We start from the raw sequence: 26,903 nt of genomic DNA, 5'->3' as shown, positions 1-26,903 counted from the left end.
CGCCCCAAAGTGGGCTCTGACCTTCATTTATCTATCTGAATTAGAGAGTTGTAACGCAGTAACGCAAAACAGAGGCAGGTACACGTGTGTGCGCACACACACGTGCGCACACGCCCACACCCTAGGTGTGTCTCTCCGAAAATGCGTTACACTTCAAACGATCTTGCAAATCTTGCTCTGACCTGCGGAAACAATCGCCCTGAGGTGTAACGCAAAAGTGCGTTACACGGTCGCTCACAGCAGCTCCTGGTCGTCATCGGAGATCGTCATGGCGGCCGCCGTGAAGGAGAAGCACTTCACCACCCGGCCGTCAAAACGGACCGGGGTCAGATACTTAAGCCTTGTTCATCCGAAGTAGCGGCCCTCTTCGACGAGCTACAGCAGGAGGATCGCTTGCTCGAGTGCGGTCGCGCGATGTAGGCAGCAGCGCAGCTTGGTCAGCACCTCTCATCTGCAAAGTAGCTACCGCGCGTTCACCGATGGCTCGGATGCGGGCGTGGGCGCGGTTGACGTCCCGCGGTCCGCGCGCGACAGCCAGGGACGATGCCGATGCCGCTTGATCGGCGTGCGGATCGTGCCGCCCGCGCCTTGGTAGGCTTTATCCGCGAAAATCTTCACGCAGGCACTGGTCAGAGCGTTGACCAGGCTGGCCGTCCGAGCGGCGGTCACGTCGTGAACGGCGCCCGGCAGTGCGAGCGAGGCCCACACCAGCGGCCGGAGTTCGAGCTGATTCGACGGCTCGTCTCGCCCTACCGTGATATCTCGCCGGATCAGGCGGAAAGGTCAGTGAACTACACATTCAACGCGGTCGTCGCTGACCGGTGGCGGGATGGCCGGTGCTTCCTGCTCGGTGATGCCGCTCACATGATGCCGCCGTTCGCCGGAGGGCCTCAACTCGGGGATCAAGGACGCCACCAACTTGGCATGGAAACTCGCGGAGGTCTGGCACGGCCGCTGTGACTCGAGCCTGCTCGACACCTACGAGCTCGAACGCCGCCCGCATGCGACGGCGACCGTCGCGTTCTCCAAGCGGCTGGGTCGTGTTGTCATGACCACAAGTCGCCCACGCGCTTGGCTCAGGGACACGATGGTCCGTGCGATCCGGCTCACCGGCCCTGGGCGGCGCTACCTTGCCGAGATGCGATTCCGTCCGCGTGCCATACATCGTCAGGGGGTGGTCTCCGGTGAGGGCGGCCTTGTCGGCACGCTGTTGCCGCAGTCGCGCGTGCTCGTGCCGTCCAGTCGGCGTCCCGTACTGCTGGACGAGGTGCTGGGGCAGGGGTTCGCCCTGCGCGGGGTGGATGTGACAGCAGCCCAGTGGGACCGGGTGGCCCGCCTGCTGCCCGCAGGCTGGCCGGTGGCGTGTGTAGATGTGGTGCTGGGTGAACGGCTGCCTCGCACCGACGGGGGACGGCAGGCGGTCGCGGACACCGACGGACAGTTAGAAGCTGCTCTTGGAACGGCGCGCAGGCGCTTTGTCTTGGTCAAACCGGACCGCTACCTCAGTGCGGTGTTCGCGGCCGAGGGCACCGGACCGGTGGACGCCTTGCTGCGCGCCTACGTTAGGTGAGCTCTCTAGTGCCGCATCAAGCCAGGAGTAATGCTCAGGACCTGTGGATCGGCTCGGGGAGGACGTACCTTCCCGAGTGATTGATCGATAGGTCACCGAGCAAGACCGGTGTTCGCGGCACCGGCCGGGAAGGCACGTCCGTGCTCAGCGTAGTGAACGACGACAGCTCCTCCTTGATCAACGAGATTGTCCGGGAGGGCGCACGAAGGATGCTGGCCGCCGCACTGGAGGCCGAAGTCAACGCCTACATAGCCGAGTTGGCCGACCAGCGCGATGAACGTGGCCGTCGTCTTGTGGTGCGCAACGGCTATCACCAGCCGCGGAAGGTCACCACCGCAGCCGGCGCGGTCGAGGTGAAGGCGCCGCGGGTGAACGACAAGCGCGTCGACGAGACCACCGGCGAGCGCGAGGGGTTCTCCTCTGCGATCCTGCCGCCTGGTGCCGCAAGTCCCCGAAGATCAGCGAGGTGCTGCCGCTGCTCTACCTGCACGGCCTGTCCTCCGGCGACTTCGTCCCCGCCCTGGAGCAGTTTCTGGGCAGCTCGGCCGGGCTCTCCCCGGCGACGGTCACCCGGCTCACGACGCAGTGGCAGGCCGATCACGCCGCCTTCATGGACCGTGACCTCGCGCAGGTCGACTACGTGTACGTGTGGGCCGACGGCATCCACCTCAATGTCCGCCTGGAGGAGGCAAAGCCTGTGTCCTGGTGCTGATCGGGGTCCGTGCCGACGGATCCAAGGAGCTGATCGCACTCAAGGACGGCTACCGTGAGTCCGGCGAGTCCTGGGCCGACCTGATGCGCGACTGTGCCCGCCGGGGCATGCGCGCGCCCGGCCTCGCGGTCGGCGATGGCGCCCTGGGCTTCTGGAAAGCTTTGGCCGAGGTGTTCCCCGCCACCCGCGAACAGAGGTGCTGGGTACACAAAACGTCCAACGTCCTCGATGCCATGCCGAAGTCTGCGCAGCCAGGCGCAAAGAAGGCCATCCAAGACATCTACACGCCGAGGACCGCGATCACGCGGTGCAGGCAATCAAGACGTTCGCCCAGCTCTACGCCGCGAAGTTCCCCAAAGCGGTCAGAAGATCACCGACGATACAGCCGAGCTACTGGCGTTCTTCGACTTCCCCGCCGAGCACTGGATCCACCTGCGGACCACGAACCCCATCGAGTCAACCTTCGCCACCGTTCGCCTGCGCACCAAGGTCACCCGAGGCGCCGGCTCCCGCACCGCCGCTCTGGCGATGGTCTTCAAGCTCATCGAGTCCGCCCAAGCCCGCCGGCGGGCCGTGAACGCGCCCCACCTCGTCGCCCTCGTCCGCGCCGGAGCCCGCTTCGAACGCGGCGTGCTGGTCGAACGATCCGACGAGCACGCCGCCTAGCCTGCCGCCGACGGAGCCGGTCAGCCATGCCCGTCGGCCCGCTCGGCGACCAGGGCGCGGAACGCCTCAAGGTCACCGATGACCTCTTCCGCACGGTCTCGTTGCTGGTACAGGCTGTAGTAGCGGGCGCCGATGGCATCAGGGTCGGCCACCTCGTCGCCCGGGATGACGCCGGAGGCGATCGTCACCGTTGCCGCGTGGATCCCCTGGGGGCGGAGTTCGGCGTGCAGCGCGTGCGCCCAGTTGCGCAAGCCGGCCATGGCCAGGCCCACGTTGGCCAGGAATGGTGCGGCAATCGTGGAGGACACACCGGTGGTCAGCAGCAGTGTCCCCTCGCCTCGGGCGCGCATCTGCGGTAGCACCTGTCCCACGGCCGTCACCGCGCCCAGCACATGCAGCTCAAACTGCGCGGCGGCGGATGTCACCGTGGTCTGTGCGGCGTGGGTGATCGGCCCCGTCGGGCTGGGGCTGTACTCCAAGACATCGACCGGTCCCAGCGCCTCCCCGGCCCTGGTGAGAGCATCGGCCAGCGCGTCACGATCTCGGATATCGGCGGGAAACGCCGCAGCGGTGACGCCCAGCCCGGCCAAATCACCCACCAGAGCGGCGAGCGTGTCCTTGCTCCGGGCGATCAGCCCCACCCGGAAGCCGTGCCGGCCGAAAGCCCGGGCCACCCCCATTCCCAGCCCTGGCCCGGCACCGACAATAACAAGCGTCTTCGCCACCACAACGTCCCTTCCGATCACAGCGGTTCACGCTGCGCACAGCCGCAGCCTGCCCGCCTGGCAGTTACTCTTTGTTCGTAGCAGCATGATTTGTCACTGCCCTGTCGGTGGCAAGACGGCACATTTGTGTCGGTGACGTACATGGAGGTAACCCTTGACGCTCTCCAGGAGCACCTCACCAGCCGGGCAGCGCCGCGACGTCACGCCACCGGCGCCAGAAGACGCGGGCGGTCGCGAGCCGGATGACGAGGTATGCCGACAGGTGCTGCAGATCCTCGCCCTGATCGGCGACAAGTGGAGCATCCTGGTCATCGGGCAGCTCCGCAACCGAACCCTGCGCTTCAGCGAACTGCACCGCGCGGTCACGGGGATCTCGCAGCGCATGCTCACCCTGACCCTGCGGCAACTTGAGCGCGATGGCCTCCTCAGCCGGACCGTGCACCCCAGCGTTCCTCCGCGCGTCGACTACGCGCTCACCCCACTTGGCGAAACACTGCTTGACTCCGTCGCCGCGCTTGCCGAATGGGCCACCACACACCGACAAGAAATCAACAGCAACCGACGCCACTACGACGCCACCCATTCGCCACAAACACAGCCCTAGCCATCCACAGCATTTGACAATTCCTCTCAGCCGCATTTACGCATCTTGAGCGTTTCGAGGGTGCATGTGCGGTCGGCGGCGCGGGATACGGGGCTGTGCGCTGTGCCGATCATGGTTAGGCCGCCGTGTGGGAGGACGTCGCTTCGGAGCGACGGGCGAGGCCTGGTGGTCTGCCGAGCGTAGATCAACGAAGGCTGGGAGCCGCCTCGGGATACTGAGGTAGGAGCACGCGGAAGGTCGCACCCTGCCCCGGTGCTGTCTCCACCTCGACTCGGCCACCATGGGCTTGCACGATGGCGGCCACGATGGCCAGCCCGAGCCCGGCTCCGCCGTTGGCCCTGGAGCGGCCCTGGCCGACCCGATACAGCCGTTCGAACAAGTGGGGCACGTGCTCGGGCCCGCGGGGCTGACCGCGGCCGCGGCGCTCGCCCCGGCCGTGGACGGCGACGTCCTGGTCCTGGAGCGCGAGCAGGAGACCGGCGGCATCCCCCGGCACAGCGACCACCCCGGCTACGGCATCCGCGACCTGCGCAGGTTCATCTCCGGCCCCGCCTATGCGCGCAGGCTGTCCCGCTCGGCGCTCGAGGCCGGGGCGCGGCTGGAGACCGAGGCCATGGTCACCGGCTGGGCAGGAGAGCGGACGCTGGAGGTCACCTCGCCGCACGGCCGCCGCCTCGTCCAGGCCGACGCGGTGGTCCTGGCGACCGGTGCCCGCGAGCGGCCCCGCCCCGCCCGGCTCATCCCAGGCGATCGGCCTGACGGCGTCTACACCACCGGACAGCTGCAGAACCTCGTCCACCTTCACCACCGCGAGGTCGGACGGCGCGCCGTGGTCATCGGCGCCGAACTGGTCAGCTGGTCGGCGGTGCTGACCCTGCACGAGGCGGGCTGCCGCACGGTGCTCATGACCAGCGAGTACGCCAAGCCCGAGGCCTACACCGCCTTCAGCATCCCCGGACGGCTGGCCTTCGGCGTGCACGTCCGCGCCCGCACCCGTCTCGTCGCCATCAACGGCAAGGGACGGGTGACCTCCGTCGACATCGAGAACCTGGACACCGGCAGACGCCACCGCGTCCCCTGCGACACCGTGATCACCACCGGCGACTGGATCCCCGACCACGAGCTGGCCCGCCTCGGCGGCCTGGAGATGGACGCCGCCACCCTCGGGCCCCGCGTGGACACCGCATTGGCCACGAGCCTTCCCGGGGTGTTCGCTGCCGGGAACCTGCTGCACCCGGTCGACACCGCCGACGTCGCCGCGCTCGACGGCCGCCACGTGGCCGCCGCCATCCTGCGGCACCTGGCCGGCGACCCTGCCCCGGCGGGTGGGGTGCCGCTGGTGGCCGAGGCGCCGCTGCGCTGGGTCGCGCCGCAGCTGGTGTACCCCGGCGGGCCGCCGCTCGCCCGAGGCAAGCTCCTGCTGTGGTCGGACGCCTTCCGCACGCTTCCACGGATCACCGCCACCCAAGACGGACGCCTCATCGGCCGGATCAGGGTGCCGTGGCCGGCCGCCCCTGGCCGGGTCTTCCGCGTCCCCTTCGCCCTCATGACAGGCGCCGACCCGGCGCGCGGTCCGGTGCGCCTCGCTCTGGACTAAGACGACGTCATCGAACGTCACCGCCGCGCAGATCCGCTCCACCTGGAGCACCGCATCGACAACGCGCCATGTCCGCCGTTTGAGGAGCAGCGCGAGGAGTGGCCATGTCCAAGGCGTCGAAAAGACCACCACCTCCACTCGGAATCGGGAAACCCGCTGGTCGGTCAGGCTGTTCACCGGTTTGAGCCGAATACGGTTTGATCTCTCAGTGGTTCGGCGGGAAGTTCAGGAGTTGCTCAATGCCGCTCTCAGATTCCTCTAATCGTCCCTGGACACGATCGAGCGCATGACACCTCACTCCTCATCCGCCGGGAAGATGCTCAGCCGGCGGTCGTTCATGAATCGCGTACTGCTGTCCGGCGGAGTGGCGGCCGTTGCCGTCATGGCGGGCGCGTGCGGCTCGGACGGCGGCTCGGCGTCCTCCTCACCCTCGTCCGCCGCCGGTGGCCCGCCTTCGGGCCGGCCGGGGGGTGGACCGGGGGGTGGCACACCGGTCACCTATGCCGACTTCAAGGGGATCACCACCGACGGCACCGTGGTCGAGGACCTGTACTCCGTCCACTCCACCGGAGTCAGCACCGACGAGGTACGGGCCGAGGCGACCGCCTTCCTCGCTGCGCTGTCGGCGGACCAGAAGGCGGAGACGCTCTTCGACGTCGAGGCGGACGAGTGGTTCAAGTGGAGCAACGTCCACGCCTACGCGCGCGCGGGGGTCTCGCTGGCGGACCTGAGCGATGTGCAGAAGACGGCCGGGTTCGCGCTGCTGCAGGCCGGGCTGAGCGCCCGCGGGCTGAAGCAGACCCGCAACATCATCCGGCTCAACCAGGTCGCCGGGGAACTGATCAAGCAGACCGACCAGTTCAACGAGGAGGCCTACTACTTCACCGTGATGGGCACGCCCTCCGCGACGGCCCCGTGGGGCTTCCAGTTCGAGGGGCACCATCTGGCCATCAACTACTTCGTGCTCGGCGACCAGGTCGTGATGACGCCGACGTTCATGGGTACCGAGCCGGCCTCCGGCACGTACAACGGCGAGGAGATCGTCCTGTTCACCGATGAGACCCAGGCCGGCCTCGCCATGATCAACTCCCTGACGAGCGCTCAGCAGGAGAAGGCGATCGTCTCCTCCAGCAAGACCGGCGACAACGAGAAGAGCGCCGCGTTCCAGGACAACGCGCAGATTCCCTACCAGGGCGTTCAGGGCAGCACCTTGGCTGCGGCCCAGCAGCAGAAGCTCCTGGACCTGATCGAGGTCTACGTCGGCAACATCGACGACGGCCACGCCAAGGTGAAAATGAAGGAGGTCGCAGCCCACCTCGATGACACCTACTTCTCCTGGGCCGGCGCCACCGACGACGACGCCGTCTTCTACTACCGGGTCCACAGCCCGGTCATCCTCATCGAATACGACGCCCAGCAGCCCGGCCCCCTGGCTGCCTCGTACGGCGCCGCACAAGGCGGCGCCCCCACCCGTAACCACATCCACACCGTCGTACGCACCCCCAACGGCAACGACTACGGCATGGACCTGCTCAAACAACACCTGGAGACCGGCCACTCCTGAAAGGGCTGGAGGTATCACTCCAGGGGTTCTGCCAAGTTTCCTGTGGTGACAGAATGTGCCGTTCCGTCCACACTCCGCTGCTCTGGATGAGACCGTGAACGGTGTGCAACCGTGACATGGTGACCGTGCTCTTCCCGCACCTGGCCGCGGTGGAGATCGAGCAGATAGACCGCCAGGACGGCCAGATCCGGGTGTCGGCCCGCACACGAGGCGACCCGGTGTGCTGCCCCTCGTGCGGGGTGGTCACGGGTAAGGTGCACGGCTATCACCGGCGGCGCCTGGCCGATCGCCCGGTGGGCGGGCTGCCCGTGGTGATCGAGCTGAGGTTACGACGCCTGGTGTGCATCAACCTGGACTGCGCGCGGCAGACCTTCCACGAGCAGGTGCCGGGTCTGGCCGGCCGCTACGGGCGTCGCACGCCGGGCGCGACGGCGCTGGTGATCGCGTGCGCGCTGGCGCTGGCCGGGCGAGGCGGAGCCGCTCTCCTGGCCACGACCGGGTTCCTGCTCAGCCGTACCAGCGTGCTGAGCACCCTGATGGCACTGCCGGAGCAGCCGCCGGCCGTCCCGACGGCGATCGGCGTCGACGACTTCGCGATCAAACGGGGTCAGCGGTATGCCACCGTCATCATCGATGCCGTCACCCATCGCTGCCTGGATGTGCTGCCCGATCGGCTCGGCGTCTCCTTCGCCCACTGGCTGCAACAACAGGCGTGGCGAACAACGAGATCGCCCGCCGGCTCAACCTCGCCCTGAACACCGTCAAGAAGTACGCCCGCGCCCCACGCGTCGAGCAACTGATCGGCACCCCGAAACGGGGCGCCACACTGGTCGACCCGTTCCGCGACCACCTGCGCAGCCGCTGGGCCGCCGAACCCGGCGTGACCGCGCAGACCCTGCTGCAAGAGATCAAGTCCATGGGGTACCAGGGCGGCTCCACCCTGCTGTACCGCTACCTGGGCCAAGGACGCGCCGAAGACGCCCAGCCACCGCCCTCACCCCGCCGCGTCGCCATCTGGATCATGACCGACCCGGCCCACCTCAGCCCCGGCCACACGGCCCGGCTGCATAAAGTGCTGGACTGCTGCCTGGAGTTGAAGCAGGCCACCGAGCACGTACGCACCTTCGCCAGCCTGCTCACCCAGCGCCAGGGACACCGGCTCGACGAGTGGATCGCCGAAGTCCGCGCCACCGATCTGCAGCCCCTGCGCTCCTTCGCCGAAGGGCTGCTCATCGACCACGACGCCGTCGCCGCCGGGCTCACCCTGCCCTACAGCAACGGCCCCACCGAGGGCGTGGTCAACAAGATCAAATTACTGAAACGGCAGATGTACGGGCGAGCCGGTCTCGCCCTGCTCCGAAACGGATACTTCTCACCATCGCTAGGAACTGAGCGTTACCACGGGAATCTTGGCAGAGCCCCTGAAGTGACAACCTCGCGAACCGCCCGACCCCCTGGCGTTCGCTGCCGCCTGCCCACTGAACCACCAATTTTCGGATCACCTCTTAAGCTCCCTGGTCGGACGGGCCGCTATGTCCGCGTCAGCGCACGTGGCCGGACTTCTTCACCACCCGGCCCGCGACCAGGACGGTGTCGACCGCGCTCACGTCGGCGTTCATGACCACCGCGCCGATCGGGTCGTGCGCCGACGCCATGCCGAGGGTGTCTGTACGCAGCAGCACCAGGTCGGCCTGCTTGCCGGGCCGGATCGAGCCGGTCACCTCCTCCAGGCCCGCCACCCGGGCGCCCTCGATGGTCGCGACCCGGATCAGGTCGCGAGTGGTCAGCCCGGCGTCCAGCACGTACATGGCCCGCATCAGGCTGAACATGTCACCGGGCCCGCCGGTCACGGTGTCGCCCCCCAGCGCGGCCGCGATGCCCGCGCTCCTGGCCCGCCGCAGCGGCGGCTGGCCCATGCCGAGCCGGACTTCGCTGAAGGGCGAGACCGAGAGCATGCCGCCCTCACCGGCCACGCGCCTGAGCCCTTCGTCGGTCATGGAGGTGGCGTGGATGTAGGTGGTCCCCTCGCCGAAGACGCCCAGCCCGTCGTCGCCGCGCACGTGGACGGTGACCGGCAGGCCGAGCTCCTCGGCGACTGCGCGCTCGCGCAGCGCCGCTTCGCGGCCGACGAAGTCGGGTCCGAAAGCGGCCAACTGCAGGGTGAGCAGCGGGCCGGGCTTCAATCGGGCCGCCTCCCGCGCGATCGTGACCGGGTCGGTGTGGGAGTAGCCGTAGACCGCGCGGATCCCAGCATGGCTCAGGCCCTCGACGGCCGCGTCCGTGTGCTCGGGGGTGTGCTGGATCTGCGACCAGTCCAGCAGGGTCGTGATGCCGGAGTCGAGGCATTCCCGCGCGCCCGCCAGGTTGCCCTCATAGACGTCCTGCGGGGTGAAGCCCGGGGCGAGCTCGCCCAGTATCTTGCGCAGGTAGGAGGGGAAGTCGGCGTCGGGCAGGATCGCGCGCAGACCTGACTGCCAGGTGTGGCGGTGGGTGTCGACGAAGCCGGGCAGCACGATCCGGTCGGTGGCGTTGATCACCTCGTCGCCCGTGAGGCCGCTGCCCACGCCTGCGATCGTGTCGCCGTCGATCAGGACGTCCGCACGCGCCGCCTCGGCACGCTCAACGTCCACCACGATCCCGTTCTTGATCAGTATGCTCATACTGAAAGCTTAAGAAAAAGCTTTTTAGAAAGCAACATGGGTGGCTAGTAGCCTGGGGGCGTGCAGGACGAGATCGACGCGCTGGCGAAGTCGTGGCAGGGACACCTGGCGCCACCGGTCGTGGCCGCGCTGGAGCTCAGCAAGCGGATCACGCTGATCGGAGCGGTGTTCGAGCAGGCGCTCAAGGCGGAACTGTCGGAGCTGGGACTCACCTATGCCGAATTTGACGTGCTGGCGGCCCTGATGCGGGGCGGCGAGCCGTACCGGATGAAGCCCAGCGAGCTGTCGCGGGCCCTCATGCTGACCTCGGGCGGCACCAGCAACGTCCTGCAGCGGCTGGCCGCCGTCGGACTTGTGGAGCGCTCGAAGAACGCCGAGGACGCGCGCAGCCGCTTCGTGCAGCTGACGCCCTCGGGCCTGGAGCTCGCCTCGGCCGCGATGCGCGCCTCCGTGCGCGCCCACACCGAGGCGGTGGCGGGAGTCCCGGAGGAGTCCGTACGGCAGGCCGCCGACGCGCTGCGCGGCGTGCTGTCGGTCGTGGGACGCCGCCGCTTCCGCTAGTGTCATCCGCCTGATATTGGGTGTGTCCAGTCAGTGGTGTATCTCGATCTTGCGTGATTAACGGGTGGTCGGGGTCAGGCGGCCTTCGAAGGTGATGGCGAAGGCGTTCAGGGCGGCCTCCCCGCGGGTGATCCAGCGCTTGCGGCCCTTGCCGGTCGGGTCGAGGCTCATGATCGCCATGTAGACGCACTTGAGCGCGGCCTGCTCGTTCGGGAAGCGGCCGCGGGCCTTGACCGCCCGGCGGATGCGGGCGTTGACCGACTCGATGGCGTTGGTCGAGCAGATCACCCGGCGGATCTCGGTGTCGAAGTTGAGGAAGGGCACGAACTCGGCCCAGGCGTCCTCCCGCAATTTCACGATCGCCGGGTATCTGCCGCCCCAAAGCTTGGTGAACTCCATGAAGCGTTCGAGCGCGGCGGCCTCGGTCGGGGCGGTGTAGACCGGTTTGAGCGCTTTGGCGATGGCGTCCCAGTGCTGGCGGGCGGCATACCGGAACGAGGCACGCAGGAGGTGAACGACGCAGGTTTGCACGACGGCCTGAGGCCAGACGGTCTCGATGGCCTGCGGCAGCCCCTTGAGCCCGTCGCAGACCACCATCAGCGCATCGGTGACGCCGCGGTTCTTGATCTCGGTCAGCACGTGCAGCCAGAACTTGGCGCCCTCGCCGCCGTCGCCGGCCCACAGGCCGAGGATGTCGCGCTCGCCGTCGACGGTGACTGCCAGCGCGACGTAGATGGGCCGGTTGGCGACCTGGCCCTCGCGCAGCTTCAGTGGATGGCGTCGATGAACAGGACCGGGTAGACGGCCGGTTCTGCCACTCGGCCATGCCGTCCAGCACCTTGTCGGTGATGGTGGAGATGGTCTGCTTGGACACTTGCGCGCCGTAGGCCTCGGCCAGGTGGGCGGAGATCTAGCCGGTGGTCAGACCCTTGGCGGCCAGCGAAATGACCATCTCATCAACCCCGGACAACCGCCGCTGCCGCTTGCGCACGATCTTCGGCTCGAAGCTGCCGTCCCGGTCCCGTGGCACGCTGATCTCCACCGGGCCGACGTCGGTGATGACGGTCTTGGAGCGGGCACCGTTGCGGCTGTTGCCCGTCTCGCCAGCACCGCGCTGGTGCTTGTCGTAGCCGAGATGGTCGGTGATCTCGCCTTCCAGCGCGGACTCCAGCACCAGCCTGGTCAGCCGGCCGAGGAGCCCGTTCTCCCGGACCAGTTCCACGCCCTCGGTGCGGGCCTGGTCGACCAGCCGGGCCACCAGCTCCCGATCCGACTCCTTGTTCTTGGTCTCCTTGGGGCTTCCTCAGCACGACCCGGTCGGGGGCAGCGGCGACTGCATGGAAGAGGCGCCCCTGAGCGACGGCCGCGTCGCCCTGTGCGACTCGGAACAGGCAGAGCAGTCGGGGCTTCGGTGTGCACCGCACTACGAATCATGGCCACACCGGTACCCACCGGAACAAGCGGCTGTGGCCACAGCACCGCCGCGCCGTTCACGCATTCAGACTGGTTGCGCTGTGCCGCGTTTGTCGGGGACATGCGGCCAGCGCTGAGACCCCTTCTCGTAGGAAGCCTCAATCTGCGAGCAGGTGGCGCAGTACGTAGGGCATGATGCCTCCGTGCCGGTAGTAGTCGGCCTCGCGCGGCGTGTCGAGGCGGGGACGAACCTCGAAGGTGGTGGCGTCGGCGGTCACGGTCAGGGTCGGGGGGATGTCCGGTCCGGTGAGGCCGGTGACGGTGATGGTCTCGTGGCCGGTGAGGCCGAGCTCGTCGGGGCCCTGGCCGGGGAGGAACTGCAGGGGGAGCACGCCCATGCCGACGAGGTTCGAGCGGTGGATGCGTTCGAAGGACTTGGCGAGGACGGCTTTCACGCCGAGCAGGGCGGGCCCCTTGGCGGCCCAGTCGCGGGAGGATCCGGCGCCGTAGCCGTCGCCGGCCAGGACGACGGTGGGCACCGAGGCGGCCTGGTAGGCGCGGGCGGCCTCGTAGACGGTGACGATGCGGCCGCCGTCGAGGAGGTTCGGGGTGAGGCCGCCCTCGGTGCCGGGGGCGAGGTGGTTGCGCAGGCGGACGTTGGCGAAGGCGCCGCGCATCATGACCTCGTGGTTGCCGCGGCGGGAGGCGTAGGTGTTGAGCTGGTGGCGGGGCACGCCGAGGCCGGTCAGGTACTGGCCGGCGGGGCTGGACGGCGGGATGGCGCCCGGTGGTGAGATGTGGTCGGTGGTGATGAAGTCGCCGAGTTTGACCAGGACGCGGGCGCCGGTGATGTCGGTGAGGGGCGGCGGCTCGGGTGACATCCCGTCGAGGTAGGGGGCGCGCCGCACGTAGGTGGAGCCGGGGTCCCACGGGTAGGTGGCCGAGCCGGAGACGTCGAGGCGCTGCCAGCGTTCGTCGCCGTCGAAGACGTCGGCGTAGGCGCGGGTGAACATCTCCGGGCGGATCACCTCGTCGATGACGGCGCGCACCTCCTGCGGGCTGGGCCACAGGTCGCGCAGGTAGACGGGCCGTCCGTCGGTGTCCGTGCCGAGGGGCTCGGTGGTGAGGTCGATGTCCACGGTGCCGGCCAGGGCGTAGGCGACGACGAGCGGCGGGGAGGCGAGGTAGTTGGAGCGGACCTCGGGCTGGATGCGGCCCTCGAAGTTGCGGTTGCCGGACAGCACGGCGGCGACGTCGAGGTCGTGCTCGGCGACGGCCTGCGACACCTCCTCGATGAGCGGGCCGGAGGCGCCGATGCAGGTCATGCAGCCGAATCCGGCCAGGGTGAAGCCGAGTCGCTCCAGGGCGGGGGTCAGGCCGGCCTGGCCGTAGTAGTCCATGACGACGCGGGAGCCGGGGGACAGGGTGGTCTTCACCCAGGGCTTGGCACGCAGCCCGCGCTCGGCGGCTCTCTTGGCGAGCAGCCCGGCGGCGATCATGACGGATGGGTTGGAGGTGTTGGTGCAGGAGGTGATGGCGGCGATGGCGACGGCGCCGTGCCCGATCTCCTGGCCGCCGCCGGCCAGCCTTGCCCGCGCCGGCGGGTGCTCCTGAGCCCGGAACGCGGCTTTGACCCCTTCCAGGGGGATCCGGTCCTGCGGCCGGCGGGGACCGGCCAGGGACGGGACGACGGTGCCGAGGTCGAGATCGAGGTCGGCGGTGTAGAGGGGCGGCACGCCGGGGTCGTGCCACAGCCCCTGCGCCTTGGCGTACGCCTCGACCAGGTCGGCGTGCTCGTCGGAGCGGCCGGTGAAGCGCAGGTAGCGGATGGTCTCGGCATCGATGGGGAACAGCGCGGCGGTCGAGCCGAACTCCGGGCTCATGTTGGACAGCGTCACCCGGTCGGTGACCGGCAGCGCGGTGACGCCCGGCCCGTGAAACTCGACGATCTTGCTGACGACGCCGTGGGCGCGCAGCCGTTCGGTGAGGGTGAGCACGAGGTCGGTCGCGGTGGCGGCGACCGGCAGCTCGCCGTGCAGCCGCACGCCGATCACGTCGGGGACGAGGATGGAGACCGACTGGCCGAGCATGGCGGCCTCGGCCTCGATGCCGCCGATGCCCCAGCCGAGGGTGCCGAGCCCGTTGACCATGGTGGTGTGCGAGTCGGTGCCGAGGCACAGGTCGGGGTAGGCCTCGTCGCCGTCGCGCATGACCACGCGGGCCAGGTGCTCGACGTTGATCTGGTGCATGATGCCCTTGCCGGGCGGCACCACGGTGAAGTCGCGCAGCGACGCCTGCCCCCAGCGCAGGAAGCGGTAGCGTTCGGCGTTGCGCTCGTACTCCAGCTCGGCGTTGCGAGCCGGCGCGTCCGGGCGGCCGAACACGTCGGCGATGATCGAGTGGTCCACCACCAGCTCGGCGGGGATGGCCGGATTGACGCGCTCCGGGTTGCCGCCGAGTGCCGCCATGGCGTCGCGCATGGCGGCCAGGTCGGCGAGCGCGGGCACGCCGTTGGTGTCGTGCAGGAACACGCGGGCGGGATGCAGGTCCACAGCCTCGGTCCGGTCGCCGTGCGGCTGCCATCCGGCCAACGCCGCCACCTGGCCGGCGGGGGCGCCGTGACGGAGCAGGTTCTCCAGCATGATGCGCAGGCTGTACGGCAGGCGGGCGGGTGCGGCCACGGGGTGGATGCGGTAGCGGCGGGCGCCCACGGTGAGAAAGTCGGTCACGAATCCTGCCCTTGCAACGAGACGGGATGGCAGAAGGTGTTGCGGTGCTCGGTGAAGAAGGCGGCCTGGTCGCGATAGATCTCGTACAGGATGAACCGGTGCGGGTCCTCCTCGCTGCGTAGCACGTCGAAGCGGAGGCAGCCGGGCTCCTGCCTGCTGGCGCGGGCGTTGATCTCGATGCCCTGGCGGAAGGCGTCGAGGCGGCCGGGCCGTACCTGGAGGTGGACGATCACGACGAACATGCGCTCATCCACTCCGGCCGCGCGAGCTCGCACGTGTCGGCCAGCCGTTCGAGGCTGCTCAGCGTCCTGTCGGGCAGGCGTACGCCGGTGAGGGCCGTCGCGGCGGCGTTGCGGTCCTCGATCTCGCCGGGGTAGAAGATCTCGTCGTAGCCAGGGGCGAGTGGGACGGCCTTGGTGCGGTCGATGAGGTCGTCGAGCCGGCGGGCGTAGTCGCCGGGGTCGGCCACGGCGTCCAGGCGGAGCGCGAGCAGCAGGTGGCCGCAGCCGCTGCGCCGGTCCGGCACGTACGGGCCGGCCACGCCGGTGGCGTACGAGCTGCCGGTCAGCACGCCGGACAGCACGTCCATCATGAACGAGATGCCGTACCCCTTGTGCCCGGCCATGGGCAGGATGAGCCCGTCGATGGCCTCGCGCGGGTCGGTGGTGGGGGAGCCGTCCGCCGCCTGGGCCCAGCCTTCGGGGATGGGCTCCCCGCGTTCCCGGGCGGCGTAGATCTTGCCCCGGGCGACGGTGGTGTTGGCGATGTCGAGCACGACCAGGCCGCGCACGCCACCGGGCACCGCGATCGACCACGGGTTGGCGCCGACGCTCTTCTCCCGGCCTCCCCAGGGGGCCATGGCGGGGCTGCCGTTGGTGGTCAGCAGGGCGACGCAGCCCTCGGCGGCGATCATGCGGGTGAAGTAGGCGGCGGTGCCGAAGTGGTTGCCGTTGCGGACCGCGATCACGCCGACGCCGTGCTCGCCCGCCCTGCGTACGGCGTCGCGGGCCGCGTACGCGGTGACGACCTGGCCCACGCCGTCCTGGCCGTCGAGGACGGCGACGGCGCCGCCGTCGAGCACGGTGGCCACCTCGGTCGCCGCCCGCATGGCGCCGGAGCGCAGCCGGGCGGCGTACCACTCCAGGCGCAGCATGCCGTGTGAGGGATGCCCCCACGCGTCGGCCGTGACCAGGCTGTCGGCCACCAGCCGCGCGTCGGGCTCGGGGACGCCGAGCGAGGTCAGGACCGCGGTCCCGAACGAGGTCAGTTCGGACGGTGGGATCATGACAGGCTCCTGACCTGGTCGGGAGTGAGCGGCCGGGTGGGCCGGTCACGCAGCAGCAGCCACAGCCGCGCCGTCTCCTCCAGCTCCTCGATCGTGTCGGCGGCGGCGGCGAGGCTCGCGCCGGCGGCGATCGGGCCGTGGTTGGCCAGCAGCAGGGCGTGCGCGGTGCGGGCGGCCCGCTCGGCGATCGGGCCCAGGGCGGGGTCACCGGGCGCGTGGTAGGGCAGCAGCGGCAGCCGCCCGACGCGCATCACGTAGTAGGCGGTCAGGGGCGGCAGCACGTCGTCGGGATCGAGGCCGTCGTGACAGGACACGGCGACGGCGTGGGTGCTGTGCAGGTGGACGACCGCGCCGGCGTCCGGGCGGGCGCGGTAGAGGGCGGCGTGCAGGAACGCCTCCTTCGACGGGCGCGGCCCGTCCAGGTGCCTGCCCTGAAGGTCGACGAGTGCCAGGTCGCCGGGCGTCACGGTGCCCAGCGAGCCGCCGGTCGGGGTGATGAGGAATCCGTCGCCCACCCGTGCGCTGAGGTTGCCGGTACGGCCGTGGGTGAGCCGCCGCTGGAACATGGACGCGCTCAGCTCGGCGATCTGGTGCGCCAGGTCGGTCATGGCGTCTCCGTGGCTCGGACGAGGAGGTCGGGGCGGCCGAAGTTGCCGGACTTGAGCAGTAGCGCCGGGCGCGTTTCCCGGCCGGTGGGGTGCAGCCAGGGGACGCCGCGGTCCGCCTCGGCGCCGACGATCGCGCCGGACACGCCGAGGGCGTTCACCACGGCGCCGGAGGTCTCGCCGCCGGCCACGACGATGCGGCCCGCGCCCAGCTCGGCGGCCCGTACCGCCACTTCCGCCAGCGCCCGCTCCAGGAACGCGGCCGCCCCGGGGGAGCGCTCCTCCGGCGGCGCGGAGGAATAGATCATCACTCGTCCTTCCTCGGCGAGGCGGCTCTCCAGCCACTCCAGCGCCTCGGCCGGCGCGCTGTCGTGCGGGGCGAGCCGGTGGGCGGGCATGCTCGCCCGCGCCAGCGCCACCTGCTCCAGCGTGGCCGCCGAACAACTGCCCGCGAGCACCACGGACGGGCCTGGCGGCAGCGCCGGCACGCCATCTCCTGCGAGCAGGTCCACGCCGGTGAGGGCCCCGGCCGCGCGTGCCAGACCCGAGGCGCCCGTGATCACGGGCAGCTGCGTGGTGGCACCGGCGACAACAGTGAGGTGGCCGTCATGCACGGCGTCGACCACGGCGTGGCGCACGCCGCGCGCCTCCAGTTCCGTCAGCGCGGTCCGCACGGCCTCCACGCCGCGTTCCACCGTCTGCAGCGGGACCAGGGCGACCTCGTTCGGAGTCTGCCGGGCCAGGACGCGGACCAGGTCGGGGTCGGTCATCGGGGTGAGCGGGTGGTGCCGCATCGGCGAGTCGGACAGCAGCCGATCGCCGACGAACAGATGCCCCTGGTAGACGGTGCGACCGTGCTCCGGAGAAGCCGGGCACACGACGGTCAGCCGGGCCCCGGCCGCCTCGGCCAGCGCGTCGGCGACTGGGCCGATGTTGCCATGGTCGGTGGAGTCGAACGTGGAACAGTACTTGAAATACAGACGCTGGACCCCTTGGCCGGTCAGCCAGTCCTGCACGGCGCGCGAGGCGGTGACCGCCTCGCCGGCCGGCACCGAGCGGGTCTTGAGCGCGACGACCACCGCGTCGCTGTCGGGGACGACCGTCCCGGCCCGCGGCGGTCCGAAGAGCAGGACCGTCCGCAGCCCGGACCGCCGGAAGGCGGCGGCGACGTCGGTGCCCCCGGTGTAGTCGTCGGCCACGCAGCCGAGCACCGGGCTCATGACAGCGCCTTGCGCAGCGCCGTTGCCGCCGCGAGCGGCGGGCTCAGCACCGGCGCGCCGAGCCGCTCGCCGAGCTCGGCGTGGACCGCGCTGATCGAGTACTGCCCGAGCAGCACCAGATCCACCTCGTCGAGGGTGGGAGCGGCGGCCCGCGCGAGCGCGTCTGTCAGATCCGGCCAGTCGTGGGCGGCGGCCGCGGCGGCGGCGCCCGGTGCCGCGACCGCGCGTACCTCGACACCGTCCGCCACGTCCTGGAGCCGCCGGGCCGAGTCCGCCGCCGCCGACTCCAGCGAGCCGAGCACCAGGACCGTGCCGGGCCGGCGGCAGGCGACGTCGGCGAACATGGCCTCGTCCGAACCCGTGACCGGAACGTCGTACAGCCGCCGCGCCAGCTTCGCGGCAGGCCCGTACATGGAGCAGGACAGCAGCACCGCGTCGGCGCCGCCGCGGACCGCGTAGTCGATGAGGGAGAGCATGCGGCGCATCAGCGCGGGCGTCATGCCGCCCGCCGCGTCGGCCTCGGTGACGAGCCGGTCATCCATGAGATGCCAGGCGACGGCCTCCGGGAACCCTTCGGCGAGCCCGTCGGTGGCCGGCTGCACCGAGGCGGGAGTGGCGTTGACGACCGCGACCCTCATCGCTTCACACCGGTGGCGACGGCCTCGGCGAACGCGCGCGTGCCCGCCGTGCCGCCCATGTCGCGGGTACGGGTCCCGCCCCGCACGGTGCCGGCGACCGCCGTCTCGATCAGCGTCGCGGCCCGGGCCAGGGCGGGGTCCTGGTGGCGGGCGCCGAGCCAGTCGAGCAGCATGGCGCTGGAGAGGATCATCGCGATCGGGTTGGCCAGGTCGCGCCCGGCGATGTCGGGAGCGGAACCGTGGGCGGCCTGGGCCATGGCGCGTTCGTGGGAGGCGTTGATGGACGGTGCGATGCCGAGCGATCCGGCGAGCTCACCGGTCAGGTCGGACAAGATGTCGCCGAACATGTTCTCGGTGACGATGACGTCGAAGTCTTTCGCCCGCCGCACCAGGTGCACGGTCATCGCGTCGATGTGGAAGTCGTCCACAGCGACGTCCGGGTAGCGGGCGGCGACCTCGCGGCAGACGTCGCGGAACAGGCCGGTGGTGAGCTTCAGCACGTTCGCCTTGTGCACGATGGTGAGCTTGCCGCGGCGGCGGGAGGCCAGCTCGAACGCCTCGACGGCGATCCGCTCGACGGCGGGGCGGGTGATGATGCCCATGGCGATGGCCACGTCGGGGGTGGGCATGAATTCGCCGGTGCCCTTGTAGGTGCTGCGGTCGGCGTAGAAGCCTTGCGTGTTCTCGCGGACGATGACCAGGTCGGTGCCGGGCACGACGGCGTCGGCGCCCTCGAACGACTTGGCCGGGCGGATGTTGGCGAACAGGTCGAAGTGCTTGCGGATGGTGCCGCTGGGGTTGAGCGTGGAGCGGTGCGGCTCGGGGTAGGCGGCGCTGTCGTGCGGACCGAGCAGCCACGCGTCCAGCTCTCCCAGCGCGGTCAGCGTCGATTCCGGTACGGCCACGCCGTGCGTGTCGATGGCCGAGGCGCCCAGCGGCAGGTTCACCCACTCGACGGGGGCGGCGCCCGCCGCGGCCAGCGCAGCGTCCACGACCAGGACGGACGCGGGGACGATCTCGGGGCCGATGCCGTCGCCTTCGAGCACGCCAAGACGGTAGGAAGTCACAGAGGTCCTCACTGTGTGATGGTGATGAGCGCTTCGACGTCCTCGGGCAGGGCGTCGGTGGTCGGGTAGAGCAGGCAGGCGGAGGGCTCGACGGCGAGGGTGACCTCGCCGGTCAGCCCGGGGCGGGTGGTCTCGGCCTGGATCACGTGGTCGCCCAGGCGCAGGTCGTACTCGTAGCGGGAGCCGACGTAGGAGCTGGTGAGCACCTCGGCGGTGAGCACGTTCGCGCCGGTGGCGGCGCTGCGGCCGGCGGGGAGGATCTCCAGCTGTTCCGGCCGGACGGCCACGGTGACGCCAGTGCCGGTGCCGGCGGTCCCGGCGGGGACGGTGATGGTCTGGCCCGTGCAGTCCAGCCGTACCTCGGCGGGGCCGGTCATGACGCCGGGCAGGAAGTTGCACCGGCCGACGAAGGCGGCGACCTCGACGGTCGCGGGCGTCTCGTAGATCTCCGTCGGGGTGCCGATCTGTACCATGTCGCCCCTGGACATCACGGCGATGCGGTCGCTCAGGGCCAGGGCCTCGTCCTGGTCGTGGGTGACGTACACGGTGGTGATGCCGAGCTCGGTCTGCAGCCGCTTGAGCCAGGCGCGGGCCTGGTCGCGCAGCTTGGCGTCCAGGTTGGACAGCGGCTCGTCGAGCAGGAGCACGCTGGGGGAGTAGACCAGCGCGCGGGCCAGGGCGACGCGCTGCTGCTGGCCGCCGGAGAGCTGGTGGGGGTAGCGGTCCTTCAGCTCGGCCAGCCCCACCTTGTCCAGGGCCTCGGTGATGAGCGTGTCCTGCTCGCGCCGGTCGACCTTGCGGATCTTGAGGGGCATGGCGAGGTTCTGGGCGACGGTCATGTGCGGCCACAGCGCGTACGACTGGAACACCATGCCGAGGTTGCGGCCCTCGGGCGGCACGAACGTGCCGCTGTCGACGAACGTGGTCTCGCCGACGGAGATGCTGCCGCCGGTGGGCCGTTCCAGGCCGGCGATGCAGGCCAGGGTGGTGGACTTGCCGCAGCCGCTGGGGCCGAGCAGGGTGAAGAACTCGCCGTCGGCGATGGTGAAGCTGATGTCGCGCAGGACGGCGTTGTCCCCGAACTGCTTGGACAGGTGGGCGACCTTGACCTCAGGCATTCTTGTCACGTCCCTTGAGGAGTAGTCCGGCGAGCCCGACGAAGGTCGCGGTGATGGCGATCTGCAGGCTGGCCAGCGCGGCCACTGAGCCGGTGTTGCCCTGCACCCACAGTTCGAGCATGGTCGTGCCGATGATGTTGGAGTCGGCCGAGGCGAGGAACACCGCGGGGGAGTACTCCTTGAGCAGCGTCACGAACGTCAGGATCAGCGCGCCGGCGAAGGCCGGCCGCACCAACGCCGCGAGGATGCGGGTGAACGTGCGCACCCAGTCGGCCCCCGACACCCGGGCGGCGTTGTCCAGCTCGCGCCCGATCTGCATGACCGATGGCGCGATGGAGCCGAATCCGCTGGGCAGCGCGCGCAGCCCGAACCCGATGATCAGCGCCCACAGCGTGCCTTGGATGAGGGAACCGAGGCCGAAGGGAGCGAAGGCGAGCGCCCAGAACAGGCCGATGCCGACGATGATGCCGGGCATGGCCTGCGGGGCGAGCGCCAGGTACTCCACTGCCCGGTGGAAGCGGAAGTCCGACCGCCGGGCCACCATGACCGCCAGGAGTGACAGCACGCTGACCAGGACCGCGCCGATCGCGGCGACCAGGAGGCTGTTGACGATCGACTGTACGTACACGGGGTAGGTGAAGATGCGCTCGTAGTTGTCGCCGGTGAGGGTCTTGAACGGCGACTGCAGCGGCGTGAACACCTGCGTGAACGAGCGGAACACCAGCCCGCCGATGGGGATCAGGGCCCCCATCACGACGTAGACGGCGATGGCGGCGACGCTGATCCATTTCAGCCACCCCAGGTCGAGCGGGCGGGGCCGGGTGGCCTTGCCGCGTACGGAGACGAAGCGTTGCGCGTTCTTCAGCAGCTTGGCCTGCAACGCGACCAGGCTGATGGTGACCAGCAGGATGATCGCCGAGGCCGCGCCGAGCACGCCGTAGTCCGGGTTGATCGACTGCAGGCCGTTGCGGTACAGGAACGTGGAGAAGACGTCGATGCCGACCGGCTGCCCGAACAGCAGCGGCACGCTCAGCGTCTCCACCGACATGCTGATCACCAGGATCGAGGCGTAGACGACGGGCGGGCGCAGCAGCGGCAGGACCACCGAGCGCAGGATGCGCAGCGGGCCCGCGCCGCACACCCGCGCGGCCGCCTCCAGTGAGGCGTCGCTCTGGCGCAGCGCGTTGGCGCAGAACGTGTAGACGATCGGCGCCAGCGCCACCGCTTCGGTGAGGGCCATGCCGGGGATCGAGTAGAGGTTCCACGGCAGGAAGCCGAGCAGGCGGCGTACCTCGACGCTGACGAAGCCCGCCGGGCCGTACATGGTGATCCAGCCGAAGCCGAGGATGAGCGAGGAGATGAAGAACGGCCACTGCATGGCGGCGGCGAAGAGCCGGCCGCCGGGCAACTTCGTGCGCACCACGACCACGGCCATCGGCACCGCGATGAGCAGGCTGAGCACGGTGGTCAGCCCGGCGAACAGCGCAGTGTTGAGCACGACCCGGCCGAAGCCCGCCTCGGTGAACAGCCGTACGTAGTTGTCCACGCCGAGGACGCCGCCGGCCTCGTAGAGGGGGCGGTCCAGGAAGGACTGGTAGAGCGTCGGCACGACCGGCGCCAGCACCAGGACGGCCAGCAGGAGCAGCACGGTGTACTGCAGCCAGCTCTCCCGGCTCAGCCCCAGCGGCCTGCGGTAGCGCGGTGGCGGATGCACCGGGCGGCGCGGCGGGGACAGGGTGGTCATCGCGTTCCTCTCAGCGGCCGAGCAGGCCGTTCCACTTGTCGGTGAAGGACTTGACCTCGGCGTCGGGGACCTTCTCGTACTTCGCCAGGATCACGCTGTCCTGGCCCACGGCCTTCACCAGCTCCTGGTAGGTGTGCAGCCCCTCGGCGGCCGGCACGTCGTCCCGGTAAGAGGTCAGGCCGCCCTCGGCCACCGCGCGCTGCCCCTCCTGCGACAGGACGAAGTCCACGAACAGCTTCGACGTGGCCGGGTGCGGCGCCTTGGCGGCGATGCCGATGCCGCGCGGCAGCGCGACCGTGCCGTCGTCGAGGAAGGAGATCGCCAGCAGGCCGCCGCTCTTCTCGACCACCGGGTACGCCGGGGCGGCGCTGACGAAGAAGCCGGCCACGTACTCACCCGAGGTGATCTTCTCCAGCTGGGTGCCGGACGAGGTCTCCGGCCTGGCCAGCGGCAGCACCGACTGCAGCGAGGTCCAGGAGTCCGGGCGGGCGGCGGCGAAGGCGTGCGAGACGGTGAAGCCGAACGCGCCGCCCACGTCCCTCGTGGTGATCTTGCTCTTGTACTGGGCGGGGTCCTTGGCCAGGATCGCGGCCAGGCTCTTCAGGCCGGTCGGCTTCCCGGGCAGCAGCGAGGTGTTGTAGGCGATCGACAGCGGGTCGATCGACATGGCGTACACGTGGGGCATCAGCTCGCCGAAGTCGGGCAGCTTGTCCTTCTCCGGCGAGGCGTACTCCATCAGGGTGCCCTGCCTTGCCCCGAAGTCGGCCCACGCCTGGGCGGCGTTCGACACCACCAGGTCGGCCGGCGAGCTACCCGTGGCCTGCTCGCTGAGCACTCGCTGGAACACCTCGTCGCTGTCCAGGTTGTTGGCCGCGATCTTCGTCACCCACGGGTACTTCTTGCTGAAGTCGCGGAAGATCGGCGCCCAGTTCTCCTGGTCGGTGTTGGAGTAGATGGTGAGAGTGCCGCCCTCCTTCTTGGACGCCTCGATGAGCTGGGAGTAGTCGGCCGGGTAGTACGACGGGGCCTGTCCCGTCGCGATCTGGTTCGGCGGCGGTTCCTTCGCCGCCTCGCCACCACCGCCACATGCCGTGAGCAGGCCGAGAGCGAGTACGGCGGCGCCAAGGGCGCGGAGAGGGGGGTGGAAGGTGATCATGTGCTTCCTCCTAGACCAGGCGCGGCCGACCAGCCGCCGCCTGCGATGTCGCACACTCTGCTTCGTTATAACCTATGGCGTCAACCCCCCGTTTCCGGAATGTAACGCCTTCAGCCCTTTAGATGCCTTATAGCGTCTCTAGAGGTAAGACAGGCGACATAGCCGGTAGATCCGGCACTTGCGGATAAGGCGGGATCTCGGTGTACGTTATAACCGTCACCGATGAGACAGGACAGCGATGAGCGAATCAGCGGCCGAGATCTACACCACCAAAGCGGATTTCGCCTACCTCCGCGTCAAGGAGCTCGTCCTGTCCGGCGCGCTGCTTCCCGGCTCGGTCATCGCGCAGGCGCAGCTCGCCCGTGAGATCGGGATCAGCACCACCCCGCTGCGAGAGGCGCTGCGCCGGCTCAAGAGCGAAGGGCTGGTCGAGCTCGACGCCCACCGCGACGCCCGTGTCGCGCCCCTGGCCGCCGAGGAGGCCCGCGACCTGCTGGAAATGCGCCGTAGCCTCGATCCGCTCGCCGTCGCGCTGGCCGCCGAACGCCGTACGAAGGCCGACATCGCCGCCATGCGCGCCGCGCTGGAGGGCCTCAGACCGCTGCCGGGCAACCCCGCGTACGAGGAGCTCGTCGCCCACCGCAAGTTCCACGCTGCGCTCTACTCGGCCTCGCACAACGACCTGCTCATCCAGACCCTCGACGGACTGTGGGACAAGGCCGACCGCTACCGCCGCCTGGCCCTGGAGGTCGAGCGCGGCCAGGCGGCCCGCGACCGCAAGGCCGCCGAGCACGAGGCCCTGCTGGAGTACGTCATCGCGGGAGACGCCGACTCGGCCGCCGCCGTCATGCGCGAGCACATCGACACCAGCCTCGGCGCCCAGGCCGCCTGGCGGCTGCGCAAGCATCACCCCGCGGAGGACTCCGCCGTCGAGGGCGAGGCCGATGCCTGAATTCCGGCATCGGCATGCCGCCCTGCTGGCTCACGCCGCCGGCACCCAGATCGTCACGTTCGTGCTGCGCCCCACCATGTCCTACCGGGCGATCGAGCTGGACGTGCCGCCCGTCTGGCTCGGCGTGCTCGGCGCCAGTTTCGCCCTCGCGCCGCTGCTGCTGGCCCTGCCCGCCGGGCACGCCGCCGACCGCTACGGCGAGCGTCGCATGGCCCTGGCGGGCGCGCTCTTCCTGACCGCCGCCGCGACCGCCTTCACCACGATCGGCCACACCGTCGCCGGTCTCGTCGCGGCAGGGATCCTGCTCGGCACCGGGCATCTGGGCAGCGTCATCGCGCAGCAGGCGCTGGTCGCCAACACCACCGAACGCGGCCGCCATGACACCGCCTTCGGCCACTACACCTTCGCCGCCTCCCTCGGCCAGGCCGCCGGCCCGCTGCTGATCGCCGCGTTCGGCGGCCAGGCCGCCATCCCCGACACCGGCAGTATCTTTGCCGCCTCCTGTGGCCTGTCCCTGCTGCTCCTTGCGCTGTCGGCCCTGCTCCCGAACCACCCGACCGGCCGCGCCGAAGCCGACGACGGCGACCTGCGGACGCTGCTGCGACTACCCGGACTCGCGCACGCCCTGCTGACGAGCTGCGTGGTGCTGGCCGCGGTCGACATCACCCTGGCCTACCTGCCCGCGCTCGGCGCCGAACTCGGGCTGACCGCGAGCGCCGTGGGTCTCCTGCTCACACTCCGCGGGCTCGCCTCCACGATCTCGCGCTTCTTCCTCGGCCGCCTCGCCCGCGCCGTGGGCCGGCGCCGGCTGCTGGTCGTCAGCACCCTGGGGGCGGCCGCCGGCATGCTGCTCACACCGGTACCCATGCCCCTGTGGCTGCTGGCGGCACTGCTCGTCGTCGTGGGCTTCGGCCTCGGCGTCGGGCAGCCGCTGACGATGTCCTGGCTGGCCGAATCGGCCCCCGAGGGCATGCGCGGCCGCGCCATGTCACTGCGCCTGGTCGGCAACCGCACCGGCCAGCTTTTCATCCCGGGGGCGGCCGGCCTCATGGTGGCCGGGCTCGGCACTGGTGGCGTTCTGCTCGTGACTGCGATCACCCTTGGCTGGGCCGGCATCGCGGCCCGGCGGCTACCCGTCGATCCCTAGAAAGGGTTCTCCACCATCATGACCATCGTCACTGCCGACCTGTACGACGAGCGCGGCGACCAGCTTGACTCCTGCGACCTGCAACTGCGCCAGTACGGCGGACGCCACGCCTTCGCCGGGCCCGTCGTGACCGTCCTGTGCCACGAGGACAACGCCCTGCTCAAGTCGATCCTCGCCGAGCCGGGCGAGGGCCGGGTGCTGGTCGTGGACGGCGGTGGCTCCCTGCACACCGCGCTCATGGGCGACGTCATTGCCGGCATGGCCGTCTCGAACGGCTGGGCCGGCGTGGTCATCAACGGCGCGGTCCGCGACGTCGCCGCCCTCCGCGAGCTGGACCTGGGCATCAAGGCACTCGGCTCCAACCCCCGCAAGAGCGGCAAGCAGGGCACCGGCGAACGCGACGTCCCGGTCACCTTTGGAGGCGTCACCTTCCACCCGGGCGCCGAGCTGTTCTCCGACGACGACGGGATCCTCGTCACCCGCCGATGACCGGACGTGCGCCGCAGTAGACCGAGCGCGTCGCCGCGTGCCGCGGCATGGGGGCCGCGCCGCCGTACAGAAGGGCTCCCGTCACCGCCGCCATGCCGGTGACGGGAGCCCTTCTGTACCGCGTCCACCGACCGGTTCGCTCGGTCGCCCCTACCAGCCTGTGCCCCCTCTTGAAGATCGCCGGCAGCGTCACGGCGTTGAGAACAGAGCTCAGCCCGAAATGCCGTGATCACCGTCGACTGTGCCGTCTCCGTCTCCGGGCAGGCATCAGTCTCGTCTATTTCCGCGGCCTCATGGGGATCCACCGCGAGCGGCTTCTCGCAGACGGCCGCAACGGCCGGCTTGGCTCCCACCTGGCCTGGGCGGACCTGCGTCGTGGCTGGGACCGACGCCGACCACGGCGGGTCGCGTGGGAACGGCGAGGCCGAGGGCCGCGGCGGACGCCAGCACCGGGACCGCGCTGTCGTCCGCCGAGACCGGCTTGTCCGGATCGAGGTGGCGGTAGATCGTGGCGCGGCTGACGCCGAGCCGGTCGGCGATCTGCTGGACGGTGTAGCGGCGCTTGCCGTCCTCGCCCTTCATCTCGTACAGCGCGCGGGCCATCTCCACCCCATGGGCGTCCAGGGCCGCCCGCCGACGCGGCCTGGCTGTACTCGCCCGCAGGCTGGGTGAGCGCCGGAC

At 70.0% G+C, this 26,903-nt stretch carries 25 protein-coding genes and 3 pseudogenes; 12 read left to right on the top strand and 16 right to left on the bottom strand.

What is annotated here, in order from left to right:
- Positions 1 to 375: 375 nt before the first annotated feature.
- Positions 376 to 711, bottom strand: a pseudogene (locus tag AB0I79_RS57955) (transposase family protein); the annotation flags it as partial.
- Here AB0I79_RS57955 and AB0I79_RS57950 point away from each other — a divergent pair.
- From AB0I79_RS57950 to AB0I79_RS57940, 3 genes and pseudogenes are all read left to right on the top strand, one after another.
- A complete protein-coding gene (locus AB0I79_RS57950; protein WP_357893682.1) occupies positions 673 to 960 on the top strand; it encodes an FAD-dependent monooxygenase in 288 nt (95 codons plus the stop codon). The pseudogene AB0I79_RS57955 and the gene AB0I79_RS57950 overlap by 39 nt on opposite strands.
- Complete coding sequence (locus AB0I79_RS57945; protein WP_357893680.1) at positions 920 to 1,570, top strand: FAD-dependent monooxygenase; 651 nt, start codon at positions 920 to 922, stop codon at positions 1,568 to 1,570. The genes AB0I79_RS57950 and AB0I79_RS57945 overlap by 41 nt, the downstream gene beginning before the upstream one ends.
- 140 nt (positions 1,571 to 1,710) lie before the next feature.
- A pseudogene (locus AB0I79_RS57940) lies at positions 1,711 to 3,030 on the top strand (IS256 family transposase).
- Here AB0I79_RS57940 and AB0I79_RS57935 read toward each other — a convergent pair.
- A complete protein-coding gene (locus tag AB0I79_RS57935) occupies positions 2,969 to 3,673 on the bottom strand; it encodes an SDR family NAD(P)-dependent oxidoreductase (RefSeq protein WP_357893678.1) in 705 nt (234 codons plus the stop codon). The pseudogene AB0I79_RS57940 and the gene AB0I79_RS57935 overlap by 62 nt on opposite strands.
- A 154-nt stretch (positions 3,674 to 3,827) precedes the next feature.
- Between AB0I79_RS57935 and AB0I79_RS57930 the strand changes: the two genes are divergently transcribed.
- Complete coding sequence (locus tag AB0I79_RS57930; protein WP_357893676.1) at positions 3,828 to 4,277, top strand: helix-turn-helix domain-containing protein; 450 nt, start codon at positions 3,828 to 3,830, stop codon at positions 4,275 to 4,277.
- Between the two features lie 184 nt (positions 4,278 to 4,461).
- On the opposite strand, the gene AB0I79_RS57925 is transcribed toward AB0I79_RS57930, so the two are convergent.
- Positions 4,462 to 4,644, bottom strand: coding sequence for an ATP-binding protein (locus tag AB0I79_RS57925; RefSeq protein WP_357893740.1), 183 nt, complete (start codon positions 4,642 to 4,644; stop codon positions 4,462 to 4,464).
- Here AB0I79_RS57925 and AB0I79_RS57920 point away from each other — a divergent pair.
- The 4 genes from AB0I79_RS57920 (at position 4,558) to AB0I79_RS57905 (ending at position 9,059) form a co-directional block, all read left to right on the top strand.
- Complete coding sequence (locus AB0I79_RS57920) at positions 4,558 to 5,874, top strand: FAD-dependent oxidoreductase (RefSeq protein WP_357893674.1); 1,317 nt, start codon at positions 4,558 to 4,560, stop codon at positions 5,872 to 5,874. The two genes, AB0I79_RS57925 and AB0I79_RS57920, sit on opposite strands and share 87 nt — an antisense overlap.
- Positions 5,875 to 6,160: 286 nt before the next feature.
- Positions 6,161 to 7,438: a DUF3500 domain-containing protein gene (locus AB0I79_RS57915; protein ID WP_357893672.1), complete on the top strand. Its 1,278-nt coding sequence runs from the start codon at positions 6,161 to 6,163 to the stop codon at positions 7,436 to 7,438.
- Positions 7,439 to 7,554: 116 nt separating this feature from the next.
- Positions 7,555 to 8,193, top strand: coding sequence for a transposase family protein (locus tag AB0I79_RS57910; RefSeq protein ID WP_357893670.1), 639 nt, complete (start codon positions 7,555 to 7,557; stop codon positions 8,191 to 8,193).
- Complete coding sequence (locus tag AB0I79_RS57905) at positions 8,151 to 9,059, top strand: transposase (RefSeq protein ID WP_357893668.1); 909 nt, start codon at positions 8,151 to 8,153, stop codon at positions 9,057 to 9,059. The genes AB0I79_RS57910 and AB0I79_RS57905 overlap by 43 nt, the downstream gene beginning before the upstream one ends.
- Here the strand turns inward: AB0I79_RS57905 and AB0I79_RS57900 are convergent.
- Positions 8,980 to 10,098: an amidohydrolase family protein gene (locus AB0I79_RS57900; RefSeq protein ID WP_357893666.1), complete on the bottom strand. Its 1,119-nt coding sequence runs from the start codon at positions 10,096 to 10,098 to the stop codon at positions 8,980 to 8,982. The two genes, AB0I79_RS57905 and AB0I79_RS57900, sit on opposite strands and share 80 nt — an antisense overlap.
- 60 nt (positions 10,099 to 10,158) lie before the next feature.
- Between AB0I79_RS57900 and AB0I79_RS57895 the strand changes: the two genes are divergently transcribed.
- Positions 10,159 to 10,659 (top strand): MarR family transcriptional regulator, encoded by a 501-nt coding sequence (locus tag AB0I79_RS57895; RefSeq protein WP_357893664.1) that lies wholly within the window; start codon positions 10,159 to 10,161, stop codon positions 10,657 to 10,659.
- A gap of 57 nt (positions 10,660 to 10,716) precedes the next feature.
- Here the strand turns inward: AB0I79_RS57895 and AB0I79_RS57890 are convergent.
- The 11 genes and pseudogenes from AB0I79_RS57890 to AB0I79_RS57840 all read right to left on the bottom strand — a co-directional run.
- Positions 10,717 to 11,908, bottom strand: a pseudogene (locus AB0I79_RS57890) (IS256 family transposase); the annotation flags it as partial.
- Positions 11,909 to 12,230: 322 nt separating this feature from the next.
- Positions 12,231 to 14,783 (bottom strand): aconitate hydratase AcnA, encoded by a 2,553-nt coding sequence (gene acnA / locus AB0I79_RS57885; RefSeq protein WP_357893738.1) that lies wholly within the window; start codon positions 14,781 to 14,783, stop codon positions 12,231 to 12,233.
- 14 nt (positions 14,784 to 14,797) lie between these two features.
- Positions 14,798 to 15,043 carry a putative quinol monooxygenase gene (locus tag AB0I79_RS57880; protein WP_357893662.1) on the bottom strand — a complete coding sequence of 82 codons (246 nt, stop codon included), beginning with the start codon at positions 15,041 to 15,043 and terminating at the stop codon, positions 14,798 to 14,800.
- Positions 15,031 to 16,086, bottom strand: coding sequence for an Ldh family oxidoreductase (locus tag AB0I79_RS57875; RefSeq protein WP_357893660.1), 1,056 nt, complete (start codon positions 16,084 to 16,086; stop codon positions 15,031 to 15,033). The genes AB0I79_RS57880 and AB0I79_RS57875 overlap by 13 nt, the downstream gene beginning before the upstream one ends.
- Positions 16,083 to 16,694 carry a 3-oxo-tetronate 4-phosphate decarboxylase gene (otnC, locus tag AB0I79_RS57870; protein ID WP_357893658.1) on the bottom strand — a complete coding sequence of 204 codons (612 nt, stop codon included), beginning with the start codon at positions 16,692 to 16,694 and terminating at the stop codon, positions 16,083 to 16,085. The genes AB0I79_RS57875 and otnC overlap by 4 nt, the downstream gene beginning before the upstream one ends.
- The gene (otnK, locus tag AB0I79_RS57865; RefSeq protein WP_357893656.1) at positions 16,691 to 17,911 is read right to left on the bottom strand and encodes a 3-oxo-tetronate kinase; all 1,221 of its coding nucleotides are present in this window, start codon (positions 17,909 to 17,911) and stop codon (positions 16,691 to 16,693) included. The genes otnC and otnK overlap by 4 nt, the downstream gene beginning before the upstream one ends.
- Complete coding sequence (locus tag AB0I79_RS57860) at positions 17,908 to 18,549, bottom strand: aspartate/glutamate racemase family protein (RefSeq protein ID WP_357893654.1); 642 nt, start codon at positions 18,547 to 18,549, stop codon at positions 17,908 to 17,910. The genes otnK and AB0I79_RS57860 overlap by 4 nt, the downstream gene beginning before the upstream one ends.
- Positions 18,546 to 19,595: an isocitrate/isopropylmalate dehydrogenase family protein gene (locus AB0I79_RS57855; protein ID WP_357893652.1), complete on the bottom strand. Its 1,050-nt coding sequence runs from the start codon at positions 19,593 to 19,595 to the stop codon at positions 18,546 to 18,548. The genes AB0I79_RS57860 and AB0I79_RS57855 overlap by 4 nt, the downstream gene beginning before the upstream one ends.
- 29 nt (positions 19,596 to 19,624) lie before the next feature.
- Positions 19,625 to 20,734 (bottom strand): ABC transporter ATP-binding protein, encoded by a 1,110-nt coding sequence (locus AB0I79_RS57850; protein WP_357893650.1) that lies wholly within the window; start codon positions 20,732 to 20,734, stop codon positions 19,625 to 19,627.
- Positions 20,727 to 22,478: an iron ABC transporter permease gene (locus AB0I79_RS57845; protein WP_357893648.1), complete on the bottom strand. Its 1,752-nt coding sequence runs from the start codon at positions 22,476 to 22,478 to the stop codon at positions 20,727 to 20,729. The genes AB0I79_RS57850 and AB0I79_RS57845 overlap by 8 nt, the downstream gene beginning before the upstream one ends.
- Positions 22,479 to 22,488: 10 nt before the next feature.
- On the bottom strand, positions 22,489 to 23,634 hold the full coding sequence (locus AB0I79_RS57840) for an extracellular solute-binding protein (RefSeq protein ID WP_357893646.1): 1,146 nt from the start codon (positions 23,632 to 23,634) through the stop codon (positions 22,489 to 22,491).
- Between the two features lie 238 nt (positions 23,635 to 23,872).
- On the opposite strand from AB0I79_RS57840, the gene AB0I79_RS57835 reads away from it, so the two are divergent.
- Genes AB0I79_RS57835 through rraA form a run of 3 tightly spaced genes read left to right on the top strand, consistent with a single transcriptional unit; the run spans position 23,873 to position 26,222 of the window.
- Positions 23,873 to 24,586, top strand: coding sequence for a GntR family transcriptional regulator (locus AB0I79_RS57835; protein ID WP_357893644.1), 714 nt, complete (start codon positions 23,873 to 23,875; stop codon positions 24,584 to 24,586).
- Positions 24,579 to 25,733, top strand: coding sequence for an MFS transporter (locus AB0I79_RS57830; protein WP_357893642.1), 1,155 nt, complete (start codon positions 24,579 to 24,581; stop codon positions 25,731 to 25,733). Before AB0I79_RS57835 ends, AB0I79_RS57830 begins: the two co-directional genes overlap by 8 nt.
- A gap of 18 nt (positions 25,734 to 25,751) precedes the next feature.
- A complete protein-coding gene (gene rraA, locus AB0I79_RS57825; protein ID WP_357893640.1) occupies positions 25,752 to 26,222 on the top strand; it encodes a ribonuclease E activity regulator RraA in 471 nt (156 codons plus the stop codon).
- A 291-nt stretch (positions 26,223 to 26,513) separates the two neighbouring features.
- Here rraA and AB0I79_RS57820 read toward each other — a convergent pair.
- Positions 26,514 to 26,903: helix-turn-helix domain-containing protein (locus AB0I79_RS57820; RefSeq protein WP_357893638.1), on the bottom strand; the 390-nt coding region annotated here is incomplete at its 5' end.

The organism is Nonomuraea sp. NPDC050202 (assembly GCF_040656115.1).
In the GTDB taxonomy this organism is placed as follows: domain Bacteria; phylum Actinomycetota; class Actinomycetes; order Streptosporangiales; family Streptosporangiaceae; genus Nonomuraea.
This window is presented reverse-complemented; position numbering and strand designations above follow the sequence as displayed.

Coding starts and splice junctions, on each gene's coding strand:
- AB0I79_RS57920 (WP_357893674.1), top strand. CDS start 4,558: ATGGGCTTGCACGATGGCGGCCACGATGGCCAGCCCGAGCCCGGCTCC.
- AB0I79_RS57915 (WP_357893672.1), top strand. CDS start 6,161: ATGACACCTCACTCCTCATCCGCCGGGAAGATGCTCAGCCGGCGGTCG.
- AB0I79_RS57910 (WP_357893670.1), top strand. CDS start 7,555: ATGGTGACCGTGCTCTTCCCGCACCTGGCCGCGGTGGAGATCGAGCAG.
- AB0I79_RS57900 (WP_357893666.1), bottom strand. CDS start 10,098: ATGAGCATACTGATCAAGAACGGGATCGTGGTGGACGTTGAGCGTGCC.
- AB0I79_RS57880 (WP_357893662.1), bottom strand. CDS start 15,043: ATGTTCGTCGTGATCGTCCACCTCCAGGTACGGCCCGGCCGCCTCGAC.
- AB0I79_RS57875 (WP_357893660.1), bottom strand. CDS start 16,086: ATGATCCCACCGTCCGAACTGACCTCGTTCGGGACCGCGGTCCTGACC.
- otnC (WP_357893658.1), bottom strand. CDS start 16,694: ATGACCGACCTGGCGCACCAGATCGCCGAGCTGAGCGCGTCCATGTTC.
- otnK (WP_357893656.1), bottom strand. CDS start 17,911: ATGAGCCCGGTGCTCGGCTGCGTGGCCGACGACTACACCGGGGGCACC.
- AB0I79_RS57860 (WP_357893654.1), bottom strand. CDS start 18,549: ATGAGGGTCGCGGTCGTCAACGCCACTCCCGCCTCGGTGCAGCCGGCC.
- AB0I79_RS57850 (WP_357893650.1), bottom strand. CDS start 20,734: ATGCCTGAGGTCAAGGTCGCCCACCTGTCCAAGCAGTTCGGGGACAAC.
- AB0I79_RS57845 (WP_357893648.1), bottom strand. CDS start 22,478: ATGACCACCCTGTCCCCGCCGCGCCGCCCGGTGCATCCGCCACCGCGC.
- AB0I79_RS57840 (WP_357893646.1), bottom strand. CDS start 23,634: ATGATCACCTTCCACCCCCCTCTCCGCGCCCTTGGCGCCGCCGTACTC.
- AB0I79_RS57835 (WP_357893644.1), top strand. CDS start 23,873: ATGAGCGAATCAGCGGCCGAGATCTACACCACCAAAGCGGATTTCGCC.
- AB0I79_RS57830 (WP_357893642.1), top strand. CDS start 24,579: ATGCCTGAATTCCGGCATCGGCATGCCGCCCTGCTGGCTCACGCCGCC.
- rraA (WP_357893640.1), top strand. CDS start 25,752: ATGACCATCGTCACTGCCGACCTGTACGACGAGCGCGGCGACCAGCTT.